Source organism: Azonexus sp., assembly GCF_049652925.1.
GTDB lineage: Bacteria > Pseudomonadota > Gammaproteobacteria > Burkholderiales > Rhodocyclaceae > Azonexus.
Genome location: NZ_JBASFI010000012.1, coordinates 254,166 through 277,025, shown reverse-complemented (window position 1 = coordinate 277,025; position 22,860 = coordinate 254,166). Strand labels below are relative to the sequence as shown.

Annotated in this window: 24 protein-coding genes; 12 read left to right on the top strand and 12 right to left on the bottom strand. The window is 62.1% G+C overall.

Translation table 11 applies throughout. From position 1 onward, the window contains the following. Positions 1-5: 5 nt before the first annotated feature. The 4 genes from serB to mfd all read right to left on the bottom strand — a co-directional run bounded on the left by serB (position 6) and on the right by mfd (position 5,740). Positions 6-851 (bottom strand): phosphoserine phosphatase SerB, encoded by an 846-nt coding sequence (serB, locus tag WBK19_RS05440; RefSeq protein WP_511287686.1) that lies wholly within the window; start codon positions 849-851, stop codon positions 6-8. A 101-nt stretch (positions 852-952) separates the two neighbouring features. Beyond that, complete coding sequence (locus WBK19_RS05435; protein WP_511287684.1) at positions 953-1,198, bottom strand: hypothetical protein; 246 nt, start codon at positions 1,196-1,198, stop codon at positions 953-955. Positions 1,199-1,223: 25 nt separating this feature from the next. Next, positions 1,224-2,297, bottom strand: a complete 1,074-nt coding sequence (locus WBK19_RS05430; RefSeq protein WP_511287682.1) for a 3-deoxy-7-phosphoheptulonate synthase — start codon at positions 2,295-2,297, stop codon at positions 1,224-1,226. Between the two features lie 2 nt (positions 2,298-2,299). Next, entirely contained in the window at positions 2,300-5,740 is a 3,441-nt protein-coding gene (mfd, locus tag WBK19_RS05425) for a transcription-repair coupling factor (protein ID WP_511287680.1), read from the bottom strand. Between the two features lie 182 nt (positions 5,741-5,922). Here mfd and WBK19_RS05420 point away from each other — a divergent pair, with 182 nt between their 5' ends. Then, the gene (locus WBK19_RS05420) at positions 5,923-6,633 is read left to right on the top strand and encodes an Hcp family type VI secretion system effector (protein ID WP_511287678.1); all 711 of its coding nucleotides are present in this window, start codon (positions 5,923-5,925) and stop codon (positions 6,631-6,633) included. A gap of 112 nt (positions 6,634-6,745) precedes the next feature. Then, positions 6,746-6,970 (top strand): hypothetical protein, encoded by a 225-nt coding sequence (locus WBK19_RS05415; protein WP_511287676.1) that lies wholly within the window; start codon positions 6,746-6,748, stop codon positions 6,968-6,970. A gap of 262 nt (positions 6,971-7,232) precedes the next feature. Here WBK19_RS05415 and WBK19_RS05410 read toward each other — a convergent pair whose 3' ends face one another. The 5 genes from WBK19_RS05410 to WBK19_RS05390 are packed head-to-tail and all read right to left on the bottom strand — an operon-like array spanning position 7,233 to position 11,525. Further along, on the bottom strand, positions 7,233-7,826 hold the full coding sequence (locus WBK19_RS05410) for a hypothetical protein (RefSeq protein WP_511287675.1): 594 nt from the start codon (positions 7,824-7,826) through the stop codon (positions 7,233-7,235). Beyond that, positions 7,823-8,917 carry an AmmeMemoRadiSam system radical SAM enzyme gene (gene amrS, locus WBK19_RS05405; RefSeq protein WP_511287673.1) on the bottom strand — a complete coding sequence of 365 codons (1,095 nt, stop codon included), beginning with the start codon at positions 8,915-8,917 and terminating at the stop codon, positions 7,823-7,825. Before amrS ends, WBK19_RS05410 begins: the two co-directional genes overlap by 4 nt. Beyond that, the gene (amrA, locus tag WBK19_RS05400) at positions 8,914-9,462 is read right to left on the bottom strand and encodes an AmmeMemoRadiSam system protein A (protein WP_511287671.1); all 549 of its coding nucleotides are present in this window, start codon (positions 9,460-9,462) and stop codon (positions 8,914-8,916) included. The genes amrS and amrA overlap by 4 nt, the downstream gene beginning before the upstream one ends. Next, complete coding sequence (gene amrB / locus WBK19_RS05395) at positions 9,455-10,258, bottom strand: AmmeMemoRadiSam system protein B (protein WP_511287669.1); 804 nt, start codon at positions 10,256-10,258, stop codon at positions 9,455-9,457. The genes amrA and amrB overlap by 8 nt, the downstream gene beginning before the upstream one ends. Positions 10,259-10,268: 10 nt before the next feature. Then, positions 10,269-11,525: an MgtC/SapB family protein gene (locus WBK19_RS05390; protein WP_511287667.1), complete on the bottom strand. Its 1,257-nt coding sequence runs from the start codon at positions 11,523-11,525 to the stop codon at positions 10,269-10,271. 41 nt (positions 11,526-11,566) lie between these two features. On the opposite strand from WBK19_RS05390, the gene ispD reads away from it, so the two are divergent. Genes ispD through thpR form a run of 3 tightly spaced genes read left to right on the top strand, consistent with a single transcriptional unit; the run spans position 11,567 to position 13,318 of the window. Beyond that, positions 11,567-12,253 carry a 2-C-methyl-D-erythritol 4-phosphate cytidylyltransferase gene (gene ispD / locus WBK19_RS05385; protein ID WP_511287665.1) on the top strand — a complete coding sequence of 229 codons (687 nt, stop codon included), beginning with the start codon at positions 11,567-11,569 and terminating at the stop codon, positions 12,251-12,253. Continuing rightward, positions 12,250-12,732, top strand: coding sequence for a 2-C-methyl-D-erythritol 2,4-cyclodiphosphate synthase (ispF, locus tag WBK19_RS05380; protein WP_511287663.1), 483 nt, complete (start codon positions 12,250-12,252; stop codon positions 12,730-12,732). Before ispD ends, ispF begins: the two co-directional genes overlap by 4 nt. Beyond that, positions 12,707-13,318, top strand: coding sequence for an RNA 2',3'-cyclic phosphodiesterase (gene thpR / locus WBK19_RS05375; RefSeq protein WP_511287661.1), 612 nt, complete (start codon positions 12,707-12,709; stop codon positions 13,316-13,318). Before ispF ends, thpR begins: the two co-directional genes overlap by 26 nt. On the opposite strand, the gene WBK19_RS05370 is transcribed toward thpR, so the two are convergent. After that, the gene (locus WBK19_RS05370; protein ID WP_511287785.1) at positions 13,308-14,612 is read right to left on the bottom strand and encodes an ATP-binding protein; all 1,305 of its coding nucleotides are present in this window, start codon (positions 14,610-14,612) and stop codon (positions 13,308-13,310) included. The genes thpR and WBK19_RS05370 overlap by 11 nt on opposite strands. Positions 14,613-14,623: 11 nt before the next feature. After that, positions 14,624-15,352: an osmolarity response regulator transcription factor OmpR gene (gene ompR / locus WBK19_RS05365; RefSeq protein ID WP_511287659.1), complete on the bottom strand. Its 729-nt coding sequence runs from the start codon at positions 15,350-15,352 to the stop codon at positions 14,624-14,626. 159 nt (positions 15,353-15,511) lie between these two features. On the opposite strand from ompR, the gene WBK19_RS05360 reads away from it, so the two are divergent. The 4 genes from WBK19_RS05360 to WBK19_RS05345 are packed head-to-tail and all read left to right on the top strand — an operon-like array spanning position 15,512 to position 17,843. Next, on the top strand, positions 15,512-15,838 hold the full coding sequence (locus WBK19_RS05360; protein ID WP_511287657.1) for a hypothetical protein: 327 nt from the start codon (positions 15,512-15,514) through the stop codon (positions 15,836-15,838). Between the two features lie 38 nt (positions 15,839-15,876). Further along, on the top strand, positions 15,877-16,566 hold the full coding sequence (gene tsaB, locus WBK19_RS05355) for a tRNA (adenosine(37)-N6)-threonylcarbamoyltransferase complex dimerization subunit type 1 TsaB (RefSeq protein WP_511287655.1): 690 nt from the start codon (positions 15,877-15,879) through the stop codon (positions 16,564-16,566). Between the two features lie 15 nt (positions 16,567-16,581). Further along, complete coding sequence (rimI, locus tag WBK19_RS05350; protein ID WP_511287653.1) at positions 16,582-17,043, top strand: ribosomal protein S18-alanine N-acetyltransferase; 462 nt, start codon at positions 16,582-16,584, stop codon at positions 17,041-17,043. Further along, on the top strand, positions 17,040-17,843 hold the full coding sequence (locus WBK19_RS05345; RefSeq protein WP_511287651.1) for a uracil-DNA glycosylase: 804 nt from the start codon (positions 17,040-17,042) through the stop codon (positions 17,841-17,843). Before rimI ends, WBK19_RS05345 begins: the two co-directional genes overlap by 4 nt. Before the next feature lie 67 nt (positions 17,844-17,910). Here WBK19_RS05345 and lplT read toward each other — a convergent pair whose 3' ends face one another. Beyond that, a complete protein-coding gene (gene lplT / locus WBK19_RS05340) occupies positions 17,911-19,176 on the bottom strand; it encodes a lysophospholipid transporter LplT (RefSeq protein WP_511287649.1) in 1,266 nt (421 codons plus the stop codon). A gap of 291 nt (positions 19,177-19,467) precedes the next feature. Here lplT and WBK19_RS05335 point away from each other — a divergent pair, with 291 nt between their 5' ends. From WBK19_RS05335 to radA, 3 genes are read left to right on the top strand one after another with little or no spacing between them, the layout of a single operon-like run. Next, the gene (locus tag WBK19_RS05335) at positions 19,468-20,370 is read left to right on the top strand and encodes a LysR family transcriptional regulator (protein ID WP_511287647.1); all 903 of its coding nucleotides are present in this window, start codon (positions 19,468-19,470) and stop codon (positions 20,368-20,370) included. Further along, on the top strand, positions 20,367-21,479 hold the full coding sequence (alr, locus tag WBK19_RS05330; RefSeq protein WP_511287645.1) for an alanine racemase: 1,113 nt from the start codon (positions 20,367-20,369) through the stop codon (positions 21,477-21,479). The genes WBK19_RS05335 and alr overlap by 4 nt, the downstream gene beginning before the upstream one ends. Next, complete coding sequence (gene radA, locus WBK19_RS05325; RefSeq protein WP_511287643.1) at positions 21,479-22,840, top strand: DNA repair protein RadA; 1,362 nt, start codon at positions 21,479-21,481, stop codon at positions 22,838-22,840. The genes alr and radA overlap by 1 nt, the downstream gene beginning before the upstream one ends. The last annotated feature ends 20 nt before the right edge of the window (positions 22,841-22,860 follow it).

Sequence of the window (22,860 nt, the reverse complement as noted above, 5' to 3'; positions counted from 1 at the left end):
CGTTATTATTCGTCGTCGAACAGCTTGAGCAGTGCGTCCAGACCGCCAAAGTTGATCGCCACATCGGCCTTGGCCCGGGTTGCCGGCTTGGCATGAAATGCCACCGACAACCCGGCCTGGGCCATCATCAGAAGGTCGTTGGCACCATCACCGCAGGCAATAACCTGTTCCTTTTTTAACCCCAGTTCGTCAGTCAGGCGAGCGATGTGATGGGCTTTGGCAGAGGCATCGACGATGTCACCGACTACGCGGCCGGTCAACTTGCCGCCGGATATTTCCAGTTCGTTCGACGTGGCAAAATCAAAACCGAGTTCGATGCGCAGTCGCTCGGTGAAATAGGTGAAGCCTCCGGACAGGATAGCCGTACGCAGGCCAGCGTTCTGGCAGGCTTCGAGCAGTTCGCGGGCACCCGGTGAGAGCAGCAGGCGTTCGCCAAAAACACGAGCCAACACGCGGGCATCGAGCCCGGCGAGCAGAGCCAGGCGCCGGCGCAGGCTTTCCCGATAGTCGATTTCGCCACGCATGGCTGCTTCGGTTACGCTTGAAACCTCTGTTTTCTTGCCGGCGAAATCTGCCAGTTCATCGATGCATTCGATAGTGATAAGCGTCGAATCCATGTCGAAGCAGATCAGTCCATAGTCGGAGAGCTTCTTGCCCGTCTCGACAAATGCCCAGTCCAGCTTTTCGGCTTCGATTAACGGAATCAGGGCGTCGAACTCCGCTGCCCGGCTTGCCTCTTTCAGGCGCACGACCTGCGGTGGGCGCGGCTCAACGCCAGATGCACCGGTCGCGGCGACTATGCGCTCAAGCAGAAAAGTGGGGAGGGCGCCGCCCTGGATGATGAGGTTCATGGTTTTATTTCGAATTTGGCCATTTTTTCCGGTTGACCGTGGCAACGTGTCTGCCATCATTTTTCAGCCGGAAATCACTGAAGAACAGGAGCTGACCCCTATTACTTTCGCATCTCGCCATTTATTGGCGGATAGAGCGTCTTGCGCAAATTGAATAGGTAGCTTCCAGTTCCCACCAGGCCGGCGACAACGCCGAGTGTGACCTTGAGCGAATGCTCCATCATCGAGTCAGGGGCGAAGAATATCCACCAGGCGCCGATGAGCAGGCCAATCAGCACGGCACGCAGATAAATCCAGCGACGAACGGATGGATGACAGGCGATCGGTTGTTCAGGTTGGGCGTTCATGTGTGCGTTCAGCCTGCGGATTTGCTCAGGAAAGACGCTCGGGCAACACATCCCGCAGCATGATGGCGGCGTCGCGGATCATTTTTTCAGTGGTCGCCCAATCGACGCAGCCATCGGTGACCGAGCAGCCGTACTTGAGCTGGCTGAGGTCGGCCGGGATGGACTGGTTCCCGGCTTCGATGTTCGATTCGATCATGACACCGACCAGCGATTTGTTGCCCAGGCGGACCTGATTGACGATGTCGGCCATGACCAGCGGTTGCAGTTCGGGCTTCTTGAAGCTGTTGGCGTGCGAGCAGTCGACGACGATGTTGTGCGGTAGCTTGGCCTTGTCGAGCGCCTGTTCGACCATGGCGACGGAAACAGTATCGTAGTTCGGCCGGCCATCGCCACCGCGCAGCACGATGTGACCGTAGCCATTGCCCTTGGTGCGGACGACGGCGACGCGACCCTGATTGGTCAGGCCGAGGAAGGAGTGCGGCTTGGAGGCGGAGAGGATGGCGTTGACGGCGACGCTGAGGTCGCCGCTGGTGCCGTTCTTGAAGCCGACTGGCGTGGACAGGCCGGAGGACATCTCGCGGTGCGTCTGCGATTCGGTGGTGCGGGCGCCAATAGCGGTCCACGTGATGAGGTCGCCGTAGTATTGCGGCGCGTTCGGGTCGAGCGCCTCGGTGCCTGTCGGCATGCCGATTTCGGCAACCTGGAGCAGGAATTCGCGGGCTTTGGCCATGCCGATGTCGATGCGGAAGCTGTCGTCCATGAACGGGTCGTTGATGTAACCCTTCCAGCCGACGGTGGTGCGCGGTTTTTCGAAATAGACGCGCATGATCAGTTGCAGCGTGTCGCCGACTTCTTCCGACAGCGCTTTCAGGCGACGGGCGTAATCGAGGCCGGCTATCGGGTCGTGGATGGAGCAGGGGCCGACCACGACAAACAGGCGATGGTCCTTGCGATCGAGGATGTTGCGCAGCAAATGGCGACCGTGGGTGACCGTCTTGGCGGCTTTCTCGGAAAGCGGCAGGCGGGCGTGGATATCTTCCGGCGTCGGCATTTCGTCGAAGGCGGTGACGTTGATGTTGTCGATGTGATGTGTGGTCATGGTCATTTGCTCAACTGGCGAATCATGTCTTTCACCGCAACGACCTTGTCGTTCAAGGTCGGGCAGTGGCGTAAAAGGGAAAGTTTATCCTGTCCTGCCAGCTTATAGCTGCGGTCTTTTTGAATCAAATTGATTATCTTGATCGGCTCGATTGGCGGATTTTTCGAAAACTCGGGACTGAACTGGATGGTGATCTGGTCGTTGGTCGCGTCGAGCTTCTGGATGAGCAGCGGCTTGACGAGCAGGCGCAGGCGGTGCGTGGCGAGCAGCGATTGGGCTTGGAGCGGCAGTTCGCCGAAGCGGTCGATCAGTTCTTCCTGCAGCGTATCGATTTCCTCGGTTGTTTCACCGTTGGCCAGGCGCTTGTAGAGGGTCAGGCGTTCGTGCACGTCCGGGCAGTAGGCATCGGGCAGCAGGGCCGGGGTACGCAGGTTGATCTCAGTGCCGATTCCCAGCGGCTGGGTCAGATCGACTGCGGCCAGATGCTTGCCCTGCTTGAGGGCAGCGACGGCGCGATTGAGCATGTCCGCGTACATGTTGAAGCCGACCTCCTGCATTTCGCCCGACTGGTTGTCGCCGAGGACTTCGCCGGCACCCCGAATTTCCAGGTCGTGCATGGCGAGGAAGAAGCCGGAACCGAGTTCTTCCATGGCCTGAATGGCTTCGAGACGCATCCTGGCCTGCTTGGTCAGCGCCTTGTCGTCCTGGACCAGCAGGTAGGCGTAGGCCTGGTGGTGCGAACGGCCGACCCGGCCGCGCAACTGGTGCAGCTGGGCGAGACCGAACTTCTCGGAACGGTTGATCAGGATGGTGTTGGCGTGCGGGTTGTCGATGCCGGTTTCGATGATGGTCGTGCACAGCAGCACATTGGCGCGCTGCCCGGTGAAGTCACGCATGACGCGTTCCAGCTCGCGTTCGTTCATCTGGCCGTGGCCGATGACGATGCGCGCTTCGGGCACCAGCTTGGCCAGTTTTTCCTGCATGTTGTTGATGGTGTCGACCTCGTTGTGCAGGAAGTACACCTGGCCTCCGCGCTTGAGTTCGCGCAGGACGGCTTCGCGGATGATGCCGTCGGAGAAGTTGCTGACGAAGGTCTTGATGGCCAGGCGTTTCTGCGGCGCGGTGGCGATCACCGAAAAGTCGCGCAGGCCTTCCATGCTCATCGCCAGCGTGCGCGGGATCGGCGTTGCGGTCAGCGTCAGGACATCGACCTCGGCGCGCATCGACTTGAGCGTTTCCTTCTGGCGTACGCCGAAACGGTGTTCCTCGTCGATGACGACGAGACCGAGGCGCTTGAACTTGACGTCCTTGCCGATCAGCTTGTGCGTGCCGATGATGATGTCGATCTTGCCTTCGGCCAGTTCCTGCAAGGCTTGCGCGCTTTCTTTGGCGGTCTTGAAGCGGGAGATTTCGGCGATCTTGACCGGCCAGTCGGCAAAGCGGTCGGCGAAGGTCTGGTAATGCTGTTCGCAGAGCAGGGTGGTCGGGCAAAGCACGGCGACCTGCTTGCCGCCGGCCACGGCGCAGAAGGCGGCACGCAGGGCGACCTCGGTTTTGCCGAAGCCGACGTCGCCGCAGACGAGGCGGTCCATCGGCTTGCCGGAACGCATGTCGTCGATGACGGCGGCGATGGCGGTCGCCTGATCGTTGGTTTCCTCAAAGCCGAAACCATCGGCGAAAGCCTCGTAATCAGTTTCCTTGAAATCGAAGGCGTGGCCTTCGCGGGCAGCGCGGGCGGCGTAGAGGGCGAGCAGTTCGGCCGCGGTGTCGTGCGCCTGCTCGGCGGCCTTGCGCTTGGCCTTCTCCCACTGGCCGGAGCCTAGCGTATGCAGCGGCGCGCTCTCCGGATCGGACCCGGAGTAGCGGGAAATGACGTGCAATTGGGCGACCGGGACGAACAGCTTGGCTTCATTGGCGTAATGCAGTTCAAGGAATTCCTGCTCGCCAAGGCCGAGATCCATGCGCACCAGGCCCTGATAGCGGCCAATTCCATGGCTTTCATGGACGACCGGATCGCCGACCTTGAGTTCGGTGAGATCTTTGAGCCAGTTGTCGAAGGTGGCTTTCTTCTGCGCTTCGCGCCGGGTGCGCCGCGGCGAACCGGCGAACAACTCGGTCTCGGTGATGAAGGCGAGCTTTTCGAGCGCGAAGCCTGCCTGCAAGGGGCCGATGCCGAGTGCCAATTGCGCCTTGCCGGTGAGGAAGGCCGGCAGATCGGCAATGGCTTCGGGCTTCAGGCCATGCTCGGCGAACATCGATGCCAGGGTTTCGCGGCGGCCTGCCGTTTCGGCGACCAGCAAGACTCGGCCTGAAAAACCGGCGAGATGATTTTTCAGGGCCCCGAGAGGCGCCTCGCTTCTGCGGTCAACGGCAATATTGGGCAGTTTTCCCGAAGCGTTTTCATTTTTGGCCTCAAATGCCAGTCGACCGTAGGATTTGGCCGCCGTGAAGAAGGCTTCGTCCGACAGGAAGAGTTCGTCGGGCGGCAGCAATGGACGGGATTTGTCGCCCTGCAGCATGTTGTAGCGCGAGCGGGTGTCATTCCAGAAGGCGGCGATGGCTGCCGGTGCATCGCCGTGGGTGACGAAGACGGCGTCCTTGGGCAGGTAGTCGAAAATGCTCGCCGTTTCGTCGAAAAACAAGGGCAGGTAGTACTCGATGCCGGCGCTGGCGATGCCGGTCGAAATATCCTTGTAGATGCCCGACTTCGCCGGGTCGCCCTCGAAACGCTCGCGGAAGCACTGGCGGAAGTGGGTACGGCCCTTGTCATCCATCGGGAATTCACGGGCCGGCAACAGGCGGACTTCGGGCACCGGATAGACGGTGCGCTGGGTATCGACGTCGAAGGTCTTGATGCTCTCGATTTCATCGTCGAACAGGTCGAGCCGGTAGGGGAGTTGCGAGCCCATCGGAAAGAGGTCGATCAGCCCGCCACGAATCGAGTATTCACCGGGCGTCACAACTTGCGTGACGTGCGCGTAGCCGGCCAGCGTGACCTGGCTGCGGAATTTCTCGGCGTCGAGTTTTTGCCCCTTCTTGAAGGCGAAGGTATAGGCGGCGAGGAAAGCCGGCGGTGCAATCCGGTAAACCGCCGTCGAAGCCGGCACGAGCAGGATGTCAATTTCGCCCTGGGTGGCGGCCCACAACGTGGCCAGCCGCTCGGAGACGAGATCCTGATGCGGTGAGAAATGGTCGTAGGGAAGCGTTTCCCAGTCGGGCAGCAGACGGACGCGCAGGGCGGAGCCAAACCACGGAATTTCCTCGAGCAGCCGTTGGGCATCGGCGGCGCTGGCAGTGACGACGGCGAGCAGCTTGCCAGGATGACGCGTGGCGATTTCAGCCAGCGCCAGGGCGTCGGCGGAGCCGGCCAGTAGCGGCAGGTCGATGCGGTAGCCAGGCTTGGGCAGGGCAGGAAGGGAGAGCAAATACCGGGGAGTGGACACTCGGGGGAAGGCGGCGTTTCGGGGCAGGAATTATAGCGTTATACGCCCCGGCGATTTCGTGGTGGCGCTTGTATTCATTCGTCTTGTGAATACAATGACGATGCGATAATTCCATGCGGATTTGTTGGCGTCGCTTCGACGCAGTTCCCCCCAGCCCTGAGTTAAGTCAATTTGGAGATCACATGAATACCAATGCAAAACCCCAGCGTTTCCTGCTGCCCGTGCTTGCCGGCTTAAGCTTGATGGTCAACAGTTTGTCGGCCAGTGCGGCGAATGACTATTTTTTGAAATTCGATGGCATTGACGGCAGCAGTGTCGTGAAAGGCCATGAGAAAGCCATTGAGTTCGATTCGTTCAATTGGGGAATCTCGATTACCCGGCCCCAAGGAGGCTCTGGCGCTGGAAAACCGGTCTTCTCGGATTTTTTCTGGACTCAGGATCCGGTCGATACCAGCGTTGGCGGGCTGACGAGCGCACTCTGGAATGGTCAGTCGATCGCGACGGCAATCGTTGATTTCACGACACAGGTTGGCGGGGGAGCAAGTCAGACTTATTTCCGCTTGAGTTTTGAAAACGTATTCATTACGAGTCTCGATTATTCGGCGAGCAACGGCAGCTTTGTTAACCTGGCCGGAAATTTCGCCTACGACAAAGTGACGCTGGATTACTGGTCGCAAGACAAGACCGGGAAATTCGTCAAGACATCAACGGCGTCTTACGATTTGACGAATGGGGCGGGCTCTGCGCCGGCAGTTGCCGCCCTTTTTGCTCAAGGTCTTGCCGGGCCGCAAATTACCGTGGTGCCTGAGCCGGAAAGTTATGCCATGTTCCTGGCTGGCCTAGGGCTTCTGGGGACGGTTGCCCGTCGTCGGGGCGGCGTGAACGCTGTTTGACATCCTGCAAAGCGGCCGGCTTTTGCGAACTCCCTGAGTAACGGGAACTCGCGGTGGGCCGGGGAAATCCGGCCTCTTTTTCCCACTCCAATTTTTATTACATCTGAAAATAATGAGCGATAGCCAAACGAAGCCGGAGCGCCGCCAGCGGCAAGAACGACGCCGGGCAGACAGCGGCCCGCCGGCAGGTATTCATGATCGGCGGATCAATATCGAGCGTCGTCTGTTCAACCTGGGGCTGGATTCCGGCAAGGCTTGGCTGAGCACGCCAACTCCGACCGGACCGTGGAATGCAAAATCTTTAACCACTGACCTCAATTCTTCAGGTGGGAAGTAGTCAATGCCTGCAAACTGTCTTCTTCACTGATCCCGCTGGATTCAGTGAAATAGCCGCACAACGGGCACTTGAAGCCGGGCGGACAGTCATGTTCGCGAGCGCATTCAGCCTGGGTTTCATCGGTCAGAACCATTTGGCGGACGGCTTCGCAACGAGCTAGTGGGGAATCAAAGAAGGACATCGGAGTCTCCCGAATAATTGAGTACATACTCAGTCTAGTCGGGATGTGGCCAAATGCCATCGCCATGACCGGATTCCACGGTCAACCGGAAAAATGCCCCAAAAACCAAGTCGCGGCGAGTGCGGCCGGGTCTTCGCCGATTTTCACAAGCTGCATGGCGTGACCACCGCCAAGATGTGATGTCGCCCGTTGGTAGGCCGTCTTGCCAACCAGGTCATCTGTCTCCAGGAGCAGAAGCAGTGGTGCGACGAGCAGGTCGAGTGCCTGAGCGCCGGCCCGGTCGATCAGGCCGCCATGGCAGGCGACCGCCCTGACCAGCCTATCGCGCTGGGCGGCGGCGCGGATGGCGGCCGGGGCGACGTCTCCACTGGTAAAAATGGCGAGCGGCAAGGCCTCCATGTCGCCGTCCTTGCGGGTCATGTCGAGGATGTCGATCAGGCGCTGGGTCAAGCGCGGCACGTTTTGCGTGGCGTCGGGAAATTGCACCTCTTGGGCCGTCAGCAGTTCCATGGTCAAGGTGGCGCAGCCGAATTCGGCGAACGATGACGAAATGGCCGCATCCTCGGCCGCATGATGGGCGCGGGCGATCACGACCAAGCCGCGCGGGTTGTCGGGCAGATTCAGCTGGCCGTGCAGCGAGCCGTGCGGAGTTTGCAGCGTGATGAAACGGTTCATGCCGAGAGATGGACGGGAATGCGGTTCGGGCCGAAGGCCTTGCCGTCGCGGCCAAGCGTCTTGCTGAAGCGGCCGGCGATGGAGGTCTGGCAATGCGGGCAACGGCCTTCCGGCGTCAGGTCGTAGCGCTGGATGTCGTACCAGTCGCGAACGATCAGCGCAGCGTGGCAACTTGGGCAGAAGGTGGTGCCGCCTTCCGGGTCGTGCACGTTGCCGGTGAAAACGTGGTGCAGGCCGGCGTCAAGTGCAATGCGTCGAGCCTGGATGAGCGTCGCCGGCGGTGTCGGCGGTATGTCACCCATCTTCCAGTCGGGGTGGAAGGCGGAGAAATGCAGCGGTACATCCGGCCCGAGTTCGCGGGCGACCCAGGTGCTCAGTTCATTGATTTCCTGCGCGCTGTCGTTCTGGCCGGGGATGAGCAGGGTGGTGATTTCCAGCCAGCAGTCGGTTTCGTGGTGGATGTAGGCCAGGATGTCGAGCACCGGTTGCAGGTGGCCGACACAGAGCTTGTGATAAAAACTCTCGGTAAACGCTTTGAGATCGACATTGGCAGCATCCATCACGGCGAACAGCTCGCGGGCCGGTTGCGGATGGATGTAGCCGGCGGTGACGGCAACGTTGCGGATGCCCTGTTCGCGGCAGGCGAGCGCGGTGTCGATGGCGTACTCGGCGAAAATGACCGGGTCGTTGTAGGTGTAGGCGACGGCATCGGCGCCGTAGCGGCGGGCGGCTGCCGCGATCATCTGAGGGCTGGCTGCATCCATCAGGCGGTCCATGTCCTTCGACTTGGAAATGTCCCAGTTCTGGCAGAACTTGCAGGCCAGATTGCAGCCGGCGGTACCGAAGGACAGGATGCTGCTGCCCGGGTAAAAGTGGTTGAGCGGCTTTTTCTCGACGGGGTCGATGCAGAAGCCCGAGGAGCGGCCATAGGTCGTCAACTGCATGGCACCGTTAACCATCTGGCGGACAAAGCAGGCGCCGCGCTGGCCTTCGTGCAGTTGGCAGTCACGCGGGCACAGGTCGCACTGGATGCGACCATTGGGCAGGGCGTGCCACCAGCGGCCGGGGAACAAGGATTCGGCTGGATTCATGATATTGATTCCTTCCATTTCTTGACGGTGTAGCGTTCGAGGTGGACATCGGAGCCCCAGTAATTGGCCGGCAGCCCGGCCTTTTGCTTGAGGTGGGCCATGAAGCTGGCCGGACCGGGCAATTGTTCCCAGACCTGCGGCAGGAAAGTCGACCGGCGATGGCCGGCGGTGAAGATCACGCCATCGATCTCAGGGCGAAGCTGGGCCAGGGCATCAGCTTCGCTGGTAAAAAATATCGCCTCGGCCGGTGTCAGCAGCGAGACTTCGACGCGGGTGATCGGCAACTCATCGGCCGTCAGCGGCTCGAATCGGGGGTCGCGAAAGGCGGCGGCGATGGCGTTTTCCTGAACGTCCTGAGCCAGTGGCCGCCAGGCTTCGAGGCTGCCGATGCAGCCACGCAGGGCGTCACGCTGGGTCAGCGTGACGAAGGTGGCGCCGTGTTTGTGCAGTTCCGGGCAGTCGTCGGTCAGGCTTTGCGCCTCGCCAAGGCGGGCGGCGATGGCATTGCGGGCCAGGGTCAGCAGGGTTGTGCCAAGCTCAGACATGATGGTTGGCCTCGGTAAAGGAAAAAGCGGCATAGCCGACGACACGACTTCTGTCACCAGCCGTATCGCCCGAATTGCACAGACCGAGCAGCGTTGGCTTCAGTCCGCGCTGCTGGGCAGCGAGCAGCAGGCCGTTGATCGGATAGGCGCCGCAGGCTTGTTCCGGGTGGATGTGGGTGTCGAACTGCGCGATATGGCGGCAGGTATCGCTATCTACCCGCTGGGCAGTGGCGTAGGGCAGGAAGTGCGACAGGTCGGAACTGACGACGATCAGTGTTTCCGGACCACCCCACAGCAGGTCGAGGACTTCGGCCACAGCCTCCGGCGAGGCGTGACCGACCGCCAGCGGGACCAGCGTGAAATGCTCGAGGACGCGCTGCAGGAAAGGCAGGTGCACCTCCAGCGAATGTTCGAAGGCGTGAACGTGATCGCTGAAAACGATCTGCGGCAGGTCGGCGATGCTGGCGATGGCCTGGGCGTCGAGCCGGATGCTGCCGAGCGGCGTCGAAAACGCCTCGGCCTCGGGCAGGGCAATACCTTCGACGGCAACGCGGTGGGTCGGGCCGAGCAGAATGACCCGACGAATTGTCGTCGCCCACGGGGCCAGCGTGGCGTAGGCCGTGGCCGCTGTCGAACCGGAATAGACGTAGCCGGCGTGGGGCACGATCAGGGCCTTGGGCTGGCCGTCTGGAGGGGCTTTTGCGTCGGCGAGCAGTTCATCGACGGTGTTCGAGAGCGTGTTCGGGTCACCGGGATAAAAGGCGCCGGCGACAGCGGGAGGACGGGTGTTGATCATGGTCGACTCCTCAAATGATCATCAGCCCGGCCAACATGCCGCCACCGATGGCGAACAGGCCGGGCAGGGCATGGCGGGCCAGCTTGCTGCCGCCGATGCTGACGACCAGCCCGATCTTGAAGACCAGGTTGGCAAGCAGCGCCAGTGTGACGGCGAAGACGGCGTCGCCGCTGACTACCTTGTCGAGATTGAACATGCGCAAGGTGGACAGGACGCTGGCGTCGGCATCGGTCAGACCCGAAACGAGCGCTACGATGTACAGGCCGCTGCTGCCGGCAATGTCCTGCAGCCAGGCTGAGGCAAGGACCACGAGGGCGTAGAGCAGACCGAAGGAAATGGCGGTACGCATTTCAGTCGGATTCTTGACTTCCGGCATGGGCAGCGGACCGGCATCGCTGAGCACCTTCCAGCCGTACAACGACATCACCACGCCGGGCACGATGCCGCAGGCGAAAACGATGGCAATCGGGCTTGCCAGGCCGGGGGCTACGACGCTGGCGACCAGCCACAGGCGGATCATCACCATGACGTTGGCGATCAGGATGACGATGGCCGACATGTGGGTCAGGTCGGCATGGTCGCGGGCGTGGCGCGAAAACATCATGGTTGTTGCGGTCGACGAAGCCAGACCGCCGAAAATGCCGAGCAGCGCCGCGCCGTGGCGGGCGCCGACGATGCGCAGCGCCAGATAGCCAGCCAGGGCCAGACCGGAGATCAGCACGACCATGTACCAGACCTGGCGCGGGTTGATCGCGTTGTACGGCCCGAAATCCTCGCTCGGCAAAATGGGCAGGATGACCAGCGAGAGCACGGCGAACTGCAGGATGGAGTTGATGTCCTTGGGCGTCGTCCGTTCGCTGAACTGGCGGAGTTCGGCCTTGAAATAAAGGAGTACGGTCGTCGTGATGGCGAGCATGACGGCCAGCGTCGAATAGCCGAACCAGACGGCGGCGCCCAGCCCGTAGGTGATGATGATGGCCGCTTCGGAGGTGAAGCCGCGATATTGTTCTTCCTGCTGGGCTGAAAAGTTGGAGGCGATCATGCTGCCCGAGATGACAAGCAGTCCTGCGACGAGCAGCCAGGGGCCACCGCTTTTCTCGCCGAGCAGCGCAAAGAGGCATCCGAGCATGGCGACCAGGGCGAAGGTGCGCAGGCCTGCCGAGGCATCCGGACGCCGTTCGCGCTCCATGCCAATGAGCAGCCCGATACCGAGCGCCGTGGCAAAAGCCTCGACGGGTGCAGCCAGTTCCGGGACCACGAAAGTCATACGAATCCTCTTTTGCGATGGTTCTTAAGTAAAATTAAGTCATGCCACGCCATTACGCAATCGTTCCCGCTGCCGGCAGCGGTTCCCGCTTCGGTAGTGAGAAGCCGAAACAGTACCTCGACCTGCTCGGTCGCCCACTGATTTTCCATACTTTGAAGGCTTTGACCGCCTGCCCGGATATCGAACGGGTGTGGGTCGTGCTGGCGCCGGATGACCCGTGGTGGCCGCGTTACGACTGGAGCGAACTCGGTGCCAAGCTCGAAACCGTGCGCTGCGGCGGGGCAACACGGGCGGAGAGCGTGAGCAATGGCCTGCGCGCGGCGGCGATGGTCGCCGCCGACGATGACTGGATTCTCGTACACGATGCGGCGCGGCCCTGCCTGTCGGCAGCCATGCTCGAAGCCCTGTTTGCCGAATTGGCCGACGATCCGGTCGGCGGCATCCTCGCCGTACCGGTTGCCGACACCATCAAGCGGGCCGATGCCGAACAGCGCGTCGCCGCCACCGAGCCGCGCGATGGTTTGTGGCAGGCGCAGACGCCGCAGATGTTTCGCTACGGTCAACTGGAAAAATCCCTCAAAAATGAAATGGCCGTTACCGACGAAGCCGGCGCCATCGAGGCCATGGGCCTCAAGCCGAAGCTGGTGCGCGGCGATACAACCAATCTGAAAGTCACCTATCCGGCCGATCTCGCCTTGGCTGCGATGATACTGAGGACACGCAAATGAATTTCCGCGTCGGGCAGGGCTACGATGTGCACAAGCTGGTCGAAGGCCGCAAACTGATTCTCGGTGGTGTTGAAATTCCGCATGCGACCGGCCTGCTCGGCCATTCCGACGCTGACGCGCTGCTTCACGCCATCACCGATGCATTGCTCGGCGCCGTCGCGCTCGGCGACATCGGTCGCCATTTTCCCGACACCGACCCGCGCTACAAGGGTGCCGACAGCCGCGTCCTGCTCCGCGCTGCCGTTGCCCTGCTGGCTGAATGCGGTTGGCGGCCGGTCAACGTCGATGCGACGCTGATCGCCCAGCAACCCAAGCTCGCCCCACACGCCGCGGCGATGGTCGCCAACGTTGCCGCCGACCTCGGCATTCCGGCCGACTGCGTCAATATCAAGGGCAAGACCAACGAACGCCTCGGCTATCTCGGCCGGGAAGAAGCCATCGAGGCGCAGGCCATTGCGCTGGTTGAACGTGTCGGCTGAGCGCCGAACCCAGAAACAACCCAAACCGGCCACGGCCAGAGTTTTCTTCGCCCTCTGGCCAACGCCGGAAGTGGCCGATCGTCTCGGCGACATCGCCCACGATAGTGCCCTAGCCTTCGGCGGCCGCGCTACCCGCCGCGACACCATTCACCTGACGCTGGCCTTCCTCGGCAACGTTCCGGAAGCGCGTCTGCCTGAGCTGTCAATTGCCGCCGCCAACGTTGGCGGCGAGCCATTCGCCATCAAAGTCGACCAGCTTGGCTTCTGGCCGCACAACCACTTGCTGTGGGCCGGCTGTCAAGCGCCGTCTGCCCAGCTGAATGGGCTTTCCAGCCAGTTGCGCAAGTCACTTGCGCGGGCTGGGTTCAGGGTCGGTGGCGAAGGCCGCGATTTTGCCCCGCACATTACGGTGGTCCGCCGCGTACCGGAGGCTACTGCGCCGTCCGGAAACCGCCCGCTCCCGTCGATTGAACCGCTGACCTGGCGCAACGATCGTTTTGTGCTGGTTCGTTCGACCCTGACCGAGCTCGGCTCGTCCTACCAGATCATCGACGAATTCCCGCTGTCGGCAGGCCTCAGCGCCTGATCGGCAGCACCAGGCGAACGAGCAGGCCGCCGCCGGGGTCGGGGTTGGGCAGCAGATCGAGGTGACCGTCGTGCAGCCTGGCGATTCGCTCGACGATGGCCAGTCCGAGCCCGGTCCCCGTCGCATCGGTGCGGGCATTCTCTAGCCGGGTGAAGGGGCGTTTGAGGCGCTCGATTTCCGTTTCCGGCACACCCGGACCGCGATCACTGATTTCTATGCAAATTTCCCCGTTGACCGTGGCAGCGGTCAGCGTAATCTCGCCGCCGCCGTATTTGACGGCGTTGTCGATCAGGTTGGTGACGGCACGGGTGATCGCCTTCGGCCGCAGCACCGTTTCGGGCAGGGGCTGAATTGCTGAGGTCAGTGCGTGGCCAACGCAGCGCTGGCGTTCGGCCAGGTCGGAGAGCAGGGCGCCGAGATCGGTCGCCACCGCTGCCTCGCCGGATTCCGTCCGGGCGTAGTCCATGAACTGGGAAATCACCGCCTCCATCTGTTCGATGTCGGCCACCACAGCCTGACGGGCGCTGTCGGCGACACTCATTTCGGCTTCCAGACGCAGCCGGGTGAGGGGGGTGCGCAGATCATGCGAGATGCCGGCCAGTACTTCCGATCTGTCCTTTTCATGGCGTTCGAGATCGGCTGCCATGGTGTTGAAGGCGACGGCCAGACGGCTGAGTTCCTCTGCGCCATCCTCGGGCAGCGGCGCTGGCTTCTGGCCGCGACCGACCGTCTCGGCCGACTTGGCCATGGCCTTGAGCGGCCGGCTGATGCGCGAGGCGATCAGCCAGGCCACCGCCAGGGCCAGGGCTACAGCGAGCAGGCCCCAGGCCAGCCAGTGGCTGGCGAAGTCGCGGGCAGCGCGGTCGCGGGGCAGGACCAGCCAGTATTCTTCATCATCGGCATCGTCGAGGCGGAAACTGACCCAGAAGCCGGGAACCCCGTCGACGCTGGCGGCAATCCGTGTGTGATCGCCCAGGCGAGCGTTTAGCTCGCCTTGCACGAGCCGGAAAAAGCGCGAATCGGGCATCGCCTCGATTTTGTCTTCCGGTTCCGCCGGCAGCAGGCGAATGCCTTCGCGCGTCGAGAATTCGGTGAACAGACCCAGACGCTTCGCCGGTGCTGCAGCAAACAGCGAGGCGCGGATCAGGTTGACGGCCGAAGCCGCCAACTGGGCAGTTTCCCGCGCCCGCGGCTCTGCATCGATATGACTAAACAGGCTGAGCCAGCCCGCCGTGGTCAGCAGCACGAGCATGGCGAGCAGCAGGAAGGTGCGCGCCAGCAGCGTGCGTGGCATCAGCACCCGGACTATTCCTTGGCGGCGCCGTCCGGCACGAAGACGTAGCCGAAGCCCCAGACCGTTTGCAGGTAACGCGGCTGGGCCGGATCGGCTTCGATCAGCTTGCGCAGACGAGATACCTGGACGTCGATGGCGCGGTCGAAGGGGCCTTGTTCGCGACCGCGGGCCAGCGTCATGAGTTTGTCGCGTGATAACGGCTGGCGCGGGTGCTGGAGCAGAACCTTGAGGACGGCAAATTCGCCGGTCGTCAGGGCTTGCAGTTCATTGCCACGGGTCAGCGTGCGGGCGGAGAGATCGACTTCGATGTTGCCGAAGGTGATCTTTTCCTGGTCGTCTTCCGGTGCGCCTGGCGGCTTGCTGCCCTGGCGGCGCAAGACGGCGTGGATGCGGGCGAGCAGTTCGCGCGGGTTGAAGGGTTTGGGCAGGTAGTCGTCGGCGCCCATTTCGAGGCCGACGATGCGGTCGATCTCGTCGCCTTTGGCGGTCAGCATGATGATCGGCGTCCGGTCCCCCTGGCCGCGCAGTCGGCGGCAGATGGTCAGGCCATCTTCACCGGGCATCATGAGGTCGAGAACGATCAGATGGTAATGTTCGCGGGCGCGCAGCTTGTCCATCTGCTGGCCGTCGGCAGCAGCCTTGACCTCGAAACCCTGCTCGCCAAGGTAGCGGGTGAGCAGGTCACGCAGGCGGGCGTCGTCGTCGACGACAAGGATGTGTTGGTGTTGTTGTTCGTTCATGCTGGCAAGGATAAGGGCGGACAGTGAATGGAACGCGGTAAATGGTAACAAGCTTTTGCAGGGGTCGGCCGGGAAACATATTCTTACATTTTGAAGCGTTTGCCCTGCGTCGCCAGATGGACAATGGTGACATCTGAAATCCGTGTCGTACTGAGTGCCATGAAACGTCTTCTCGCCCTTTCGCTGTTGCTGCTGAGCCTCCTTGGCTCGGCCGGTGGCGTCTGGGCGCAGCAAGGCAACTGGCGCGACCTGCCGCCGGAAGACCGGCGCCAGCTGCGCCAGCAGATGCGCGAACACTGGCAGCAGGAACGCGAAATACGTCGCGAGGAAGGCGCACCGCGCTGGCGCGATGTGCCGCCGGAAGACCGCCGCCGCCTGCGCGACGAAATGCGCGAGCAGCGCACGTGGCAGGATCAGCGTGAGCAACGCGGCTGGGGCGAGCAACGCGAACGTCGGGGCGAGGGCCGGGGCTGGCGCCGAGATTGAGTCCCGAGCCGGCGGCGCCTCCGGTAAAATGCCGGCCCATGCTGATCCTCGCTCTCGAAACTTCAACTGAACTTGGCTCCTGCGCGCTCTGGCGCGACGGCGTGGTGGCTGAACGCACCTGCCCGGTGGGCAAGTCGCACTCCGAAACGCTGTTGCCGCTGGTCCGCGAACTGCTGGCCGAAGCCGGCGTGAAGGTCGGACAACTTGACGTGATTGCCTTCGGTGTTGGCCCCGGCGCCTTTACCGGGCTGCGCGTTGCCTGCGGTGCGGCGCAGGGCCTGGCGGTGGCGACCAATCGGCCGCTGATTCCAGTAACCAGTCTCGAGACGATGGCGGCGCTGGCCGGCGCCGAGCGCGTGCTGGCCTTGCTTGATGCGCGGATGGGTGAGGTTTATTCGGGTAGCTATCAACTTATCGACGGTACTTATCGCTTGCTTGGCGAAATTCGCGTCTCGGCGCCGGATGCCGTGTCGCTGCCCACCGAGCCGGGCTGGATCGCCTGCGGCAATGCCATCGCCGCCTATCCTGTCCTTGCTGAGCGCCTGAGCGCGGCCGGCATCGCCGTACAAGCGGATATCTTGCCGACGGCTGCCACGGTGGCCCGCCTGGCAGCACCGCGCGCCGCCCGTGGCGAAGGCATCGATGCCGCGCTGGCTGTGCCGCTCTACATCCGCGACAAGGTCGCCAAGACGGTGGCAGAACGACTCAGCGAAGGCGGGCGGGCTTAAACCTTGAAACCTCAATTGAGCGCCTTGAACATTCCGCCCGAGTTTTTTCCGATGAACGAGCGTGATCTTGATGCGGTGGCGGCCCTCGAAGCCACGCTGCAAACCTTTCCGTGGTCGCGCGGCAATTTCGCTGATTCGCTGACGGCCGGCTACAGCGTCTGGGTGCTGCGTGTGGGCGGCGAGCTGATTGGTTTTTCGGTGGTCATGCGCGTCATCGATGAGGCGCACCTGCTGACCATTGGCGTCTGCAAGCGTTACCAGGGGCAGGGCTACGGCGCGCGGATGCTGCGCCATGCCATGGAGTGCGCCCGGCTCGGTGGCGCCAGCAAGCTGTTTCTCGAAGTCCGCCCCTCCAACGAGCGGGCCGTCGAGCTCTATCGCCATTTCGGATTCCACCAGATCGGCCTGCGCAAAGGCTATTATCCGGCAGTGATCGGGCGCGAAGATGCGCTGATTTTTGACAAGGAATTGGCATGAGTCTTGGCCGCGAGCAGATGCTGGTGGAGATGGGCATTACGCCGATCTGGGTGTTGCGCGATACAGCGCCAGGCGCTCCGGCTGTGGAGGTGCGTGAGGAGGCCGTGGCGGAACCGGAAGCCAGTAGGCTGGCACCGGTACAGACTCCTGCCGTCGCGCCCGAACCAGCCCCGGCAGCCAGGCCGGCGCCCTCTGTTGCACTGCATCGGATGGCGCCGGTCGACAACTTGAACTGGCCGGAGTTGGCCAAACAGGTCGCCGAATGCCGTGCTTGCCAACTCTGTGAGCAACGGAAACAGGCTGTGCTTGGTGTCGGCGATCTCAATCCGGACTGGCTGTTTATCGGCGAAGGTCCGGGGGCCGAGGAGGACGTCAAGGGAGAACCTTTTGTCGGCCAGGCCGGCAAGCTGCTTGATGCCATGCTCGCCTCGCTCGATATCGCGCGCGGCGACCGGGTTTATATCTCCAATGCGGTCAAATGCCGGCCACCTGGCAACCGGACGCCGGAGGCTGCCGAAATGGCCGCCTGCTGGCCGTATCTGGAACGCCAGATCGCGCTGCTCAAGCCGAAGATCATTGTGTTGCTCGGCAAGGCGGCCGTCCATGCCGTGCTGCACGACGACAAGTCACTGGCCTCGCTGCGTGGCAAGCGTTACGAATACGCGGGGATTCCAATGGTGGTGACCTATCACCCGGCTTATCTGCTGCGCAATTTGCCGGACAAGGCCAAGGCCTGGGAAGATTTGCTCTTCGCCCGTCGCCTGCTGCGCGAGGCGGCTGCGCCCGAACTGCCGTTTTAGGCGGTTTCCGCGGATTTCATTTTTGGCCGTTTTTTCCGGTTGACCGTAGCAAACCAGCCAACTGGTCTCAGTGAAACGGCGAATCGTCCAGATGCTGGACGTCGTCCTGCTGTTTCTGGTTCTCGATGTGGCGCAGCCGGATGACGTACATGAGGCCGCTGACGAACAGCCCGAACAGGGTGACCACCCAGTAGATCGACAGATCCATCTTGACCATCAAGTAGTACAGCCCGGTCATGATCAGGATCGAGATGTTTTCGTTGAAATTCTGCACGGCAATCGAGTGGCCGGCGCCCATCAGGATGTGGCCGCGGTGCTGGAGCAGGGCGTTCATCGGCACGACGAAGAAGCCGGACAGGCCGCCGATCAGGATGAGCAGCGGCACGGCCAGCCATATTTCATGAACGAAGTTCATGACCAGCACGATGAGGCCCATGGCGATGCCGAGCGGGATGACGCGCACCGACTTGCGCAGGGTGATGTACTTGGCGGCGGCAATAGCGCCAATCGCCACGCCGACGGCGACGACGCCCTGGAGCATCGAGGCCTTGGACAGGCCAAGGCCAAGCGCGGTTTCCGACCATTTGATGACGATGAATTGCAGCGTTGCGCCAGCGCCCCAGAACAGCGTGGTGACGGCCAGCGAGATCTGGCCGAGACGGTCGCGCCAGAGCAGCGACAGGCAATGATTGAATTCGTGGATTAGGAAGATCGGGTTCTTTTTGAGCGCCTTGTGGTCGACGCCGGTGTCGGGAATGTAAAGATTGAACACGGCGGCCAGAATGTAGAGCACGGCAACGACCGACAGTGCCATTTCGCCAATGCTGTCGACGCCGGTGTCGATGACCGGGAAGTCGAAGGACAGAAGGTGCTGGGCTATCTCCGGGCGGATCAGGGTGCCGCCGATGACGACGCCGAGGATGATGGCGCCGACCGTCAATCCTTCGATCCAGCCGTTGGCGACGACGAGCAGGCGGTGCGGCAGGTATTCGGTCAGGATGCCGTACTTGGCGGGCGAATAGGCGGCGGCGCCAAGCCCGACGACGGCATAGGCGAGCAGCGGATGGGCGCCGAAGAACATCATGCTGCAGCCGATGATCTTGATGCCGTTGCTGATCAGCATGACCCGGCCCTTGGGCATCGAGTCGGCAAAGGCGCCAACGAAGGCGGCGAGCACGACGTAGGAAACGGTGAAGAAGGTCTTGAGCAGCGGTTCGTATTCCGACGGCGCCTGCATCTCGCGCAGCGCGGCGATGGCGGCAATCAGCAGGGCGTTGTCGGCCAGCGCGGAAAAAAACTGCGCGGCCATGATGATGTAGAAGCCGAACGGCACGAAATATTTGTCTCTTATATGACTTTGGGCGAGGTTTATACCACGCTGAGAATTCGGCGCAAGGCTTGCGCGATCGTCGCCGTTATGCATCGTTGCGCTAGCCCCGGTCAAATCATTCAAGCCTATGTAGAGCCGGTTAAGGCTTGATGACAGTCGGTCAATGTCGAATGCGCAGCTGCTATTTCGACACTTCCACGGTCAACTGGAAATTTGGCCCGAAATTGAAGTTGTCCGCCGGAAGCGCGGCGGAATGTGATTGAATATCGGCCGCACCCCTCCAGGAGAGAAATCATGGCTGACCGGCGCTTGCAGGTCTTTCATGCCGTCGCAAAACATCTGAGCTTTACGCGGGCGGCCGACGCCTTGTTCATGACGCAGCCGGCCGTTACCTTCCAGATCAAGCAACTGGAAGAGCAGTACGGCACGCGCCTGTTCGAGCGGCGGCACGGCGGCATTTCGCTGACGCCGGCCGGCGAATTGGTGCTCTCCTACGCTGAAAGGATCCTCGCGCTGTCGGATGAAATCGAGACACGGCTGTCCGAAATGACCGGCGAAATGCGCGGCCCCTTGCTTGTCGGGGCTAGTACGACCATCGCCGAGTTCATGTTGCCGCGCGTTCTGGGCGAATTCAACGCGGCCTACCCGCAGGTCCGCGCCCGGCTCATTGTCGCCAACTCGGAAAGCATCGAGAGCCAGGTCGCCGAACATACCCTTGACGTCGGGCTGATCGAAGTGCCGGCCAAGCTCCCCAGCCTGACCAGCCAGATCTGCTGCGAAGACGAATTGCTGGTCATTTGCGCGCCCGACTACCCGCTGGCCGGCATGGAATCGGTGACGCCGAAAGCGCTCGCCGACTATGAATATATTTCGCGCGAGCCGGGCTCGGGCACGCGGGAAATCACCGACGCCTATTTCCTCGCGCACAAGGTGCCGCCGGCCAGCCTCAAGACGCAGATGGAACTGGGCAGTCCGGAGTCGCTGAAAGGCGTCGTGTCGACCGGCCTCGGTTTCGCCATCGTGCCGAAAGCCGTTGTTGCCAAGGAAATCCAGCTTGGCGAACTGCTTGCCATCCGGCTCGATCCACCGCTCAAACGCAGTCTCTACCTGGTTTTTCAACAAGATCGCTTCCAGTCGCGGCTGACCGGAACCTTCATTGAATTTACCCGAACCAAACTGAAAGAAATGGCTTCATGAAAACCTCGCGTCCCATTCGTGCGCGCATCGCGCCGACGGCGATCCTAAATAACTACCGCCTGGCCAAAAGTCATGCCCCGCAGGCCAAAGCCTGGGCTGTCGTCAAGGCCAACGCCTACGGCCACGGTCAATGGCGGGCTGTCGAAGCGCTGCGCAGCGAAGCCGACGGCTTTGCCCTGCTTGAATGCGAAAATGCCGTTGCCCTGCGCGAAGCCGGCGTCACCCAGCCCATCCTGCTCCTCGAAGGCGTGTTCAGCGCCCGTGATGTGCGGGCCGTCATCGAGCACCGGCTGACCTGCGTCGTTCATTGCCTCGAACAACTCGAACTGCTCGTGCGCAATGGCCAGTTTACGGCACCCGTCTCGCTATATCTGAAGCTCAATACCGGCATGAACCGGCTGGGTTTCACGCCGCAAACGCTGAGCAATGCCTGGGAAATCCTCCAGCAACTGCCGCAGGTGGACGTCACGCTGATGACCCATTTCGCCGAAGCCGATGGCGAGCGCGGTGTCACTGAGCAACTTGAGCGCTTTCGCCGGATGGCTGGTGACTGGTCAGGCCCGGTCAGTCTAGCCAACTCGGCTGCCATCCTGAGCCATCCGACAACGCACGGCGACTGGGTGCGGCCGGGCATCATGCTCTATGGTGCCAGCCCGTTTGCCGGGGTCAGCGCCGAGTCGCTCGGTTTGCAGCCGGCCATGACGCTGGAAAGCGCCATCATCGGCGTCCAGGATCTGGTGGCCGGCGACCGCGTCGGTTACGGCGGCACTTTCACGGCCGACAAGCCGATGCGCGTCGGCGTCATCGCCTGCGGCTATGCCGACGGCTATCCACGCCACGCGCCAAGCGGCACGCCGATTGCCGTCATGGGGAAACGCACGAAAACGGTCGGCCGGGTTTCGATGGACATGATGGCCTGCGACCTGAGCGAGATTCCCGAAGCCGGCATCGGCGCCCCGGTCACCTTGTGGGGCGAGGGCATCGCCGGCAACGTGCCGGCCGATGAAGTGGCCACTGCTGCCGGCACCATCGCCTACGAACTGTTCTGCGCCGTGGCGCCCCGCGTCCCGGTCAGCCTGGACGAGACTGCTACGGTCAACCGGAAATAATGGCCAAAATCAAAACAATTTATAGCTGCACGGAGTGCGGCGCCACGAGCCCCAAATGGCAGGGCCAGTGCCCGGGGTGCAATGACTGGAATACGCTGGTCGAAACCGTCGCTGAAAAGGCGCCGACCAACAGCCGTTTCGAATCGCTGGCGCCAACCGTCAGGCTGCAGAACCTCTCGGAAATCGAGGCGCGCGAAGTTGAACGGATCGCCACCGGCGTCGGCGAATTCGACCGGGCACTCGGCGGCGGGCTGGTCAATGGCGCCGTCGTGCTGATCGGCGGCGACCCAGGCATCGGCAAGAGCACGCTGCTCCTGCAGGCCTTGGCTCACCTGTCGGTCGACAAAAAGGTGCTCTACGTCAGCGGGGAGGAATCCGGCGAGCAGGTGGCCCTGCGCGCCCGGCGCCTTGGCCTCGACACCCGGCGCCTGCAACTGATGGCCGAGATCAATCTCGAACGCATCCTGGCCACGCTGCAGGCCGAAAAGCCAGTCGTTGCGGTCATCGACTCGATTCAGACGCTGTGGTCCGACCAGCTTTCCAGCGCTCCCGGTTCGGTCGCCCAGGTCCGCGAATGCGCCGCACAACTGACCCGGCTGGCCAAGCAGGCCGGCATCACGGTCATCCTCGTTGGTCACGTGACGAAGGAGGGCGCCCTGGCCGGGCCGCGCGTGCTCGAACACATCGTCGATACCGTGCTCTATTTCGAGGGCGACACGCATTCGAGTTTCCGGCTCGTGCGCGCCGTCAAGAACCGCTTTGGCGCAGTCAATGAAATTGGCGTTTTTGCCATGACGGAAACCGGTCTCAAAGGCGTCAGCAATCCGTCGGCGCTGTTCCTGTCACAGCACGGACAGGACGTCGCCGGATCCTGCGTGATGGTGACGCAGGAAGGCACGCGGCCACTGCTCGTCGAAATTCAGGCGCTGGTCGATACCTCTCACGGCAACCCGCGGCGGCTCACGGTCGGCCTCGATCCGCAACGTCTGGCCATGCTGCTGGCGGTGCTGCACCGCCATGCCGGCATCGTCTGCTTCGATCAGGACGTTTTCGTCAATGCCGTCGGTGGCGTCAAGATTACCGAACCGGCGGCCGATCTTGCCGTGTTGTTATCAATAACATCATCATTAAAAAACAAACCGTTACCGTCGAAACTTATAGTGTTTGGTGAGGTTGGTCTGGCAGGCGAAATCCGCCCGGCACCACGCGGGCAGGAGCGTTTGAAGGAAGCCGCCAAGCTCGGCTTCACCCGGGCGCTCATACCAGAAGCGAACCGCCCCAAGCAGGCGATTTCCGGCATGGAAGTCATCTCTGTCAAACGCGTCGAAGAGGCGGTGGCGCGGATTCGCGAGATGGAATAAGCTGCCTGGATAATTCTTTC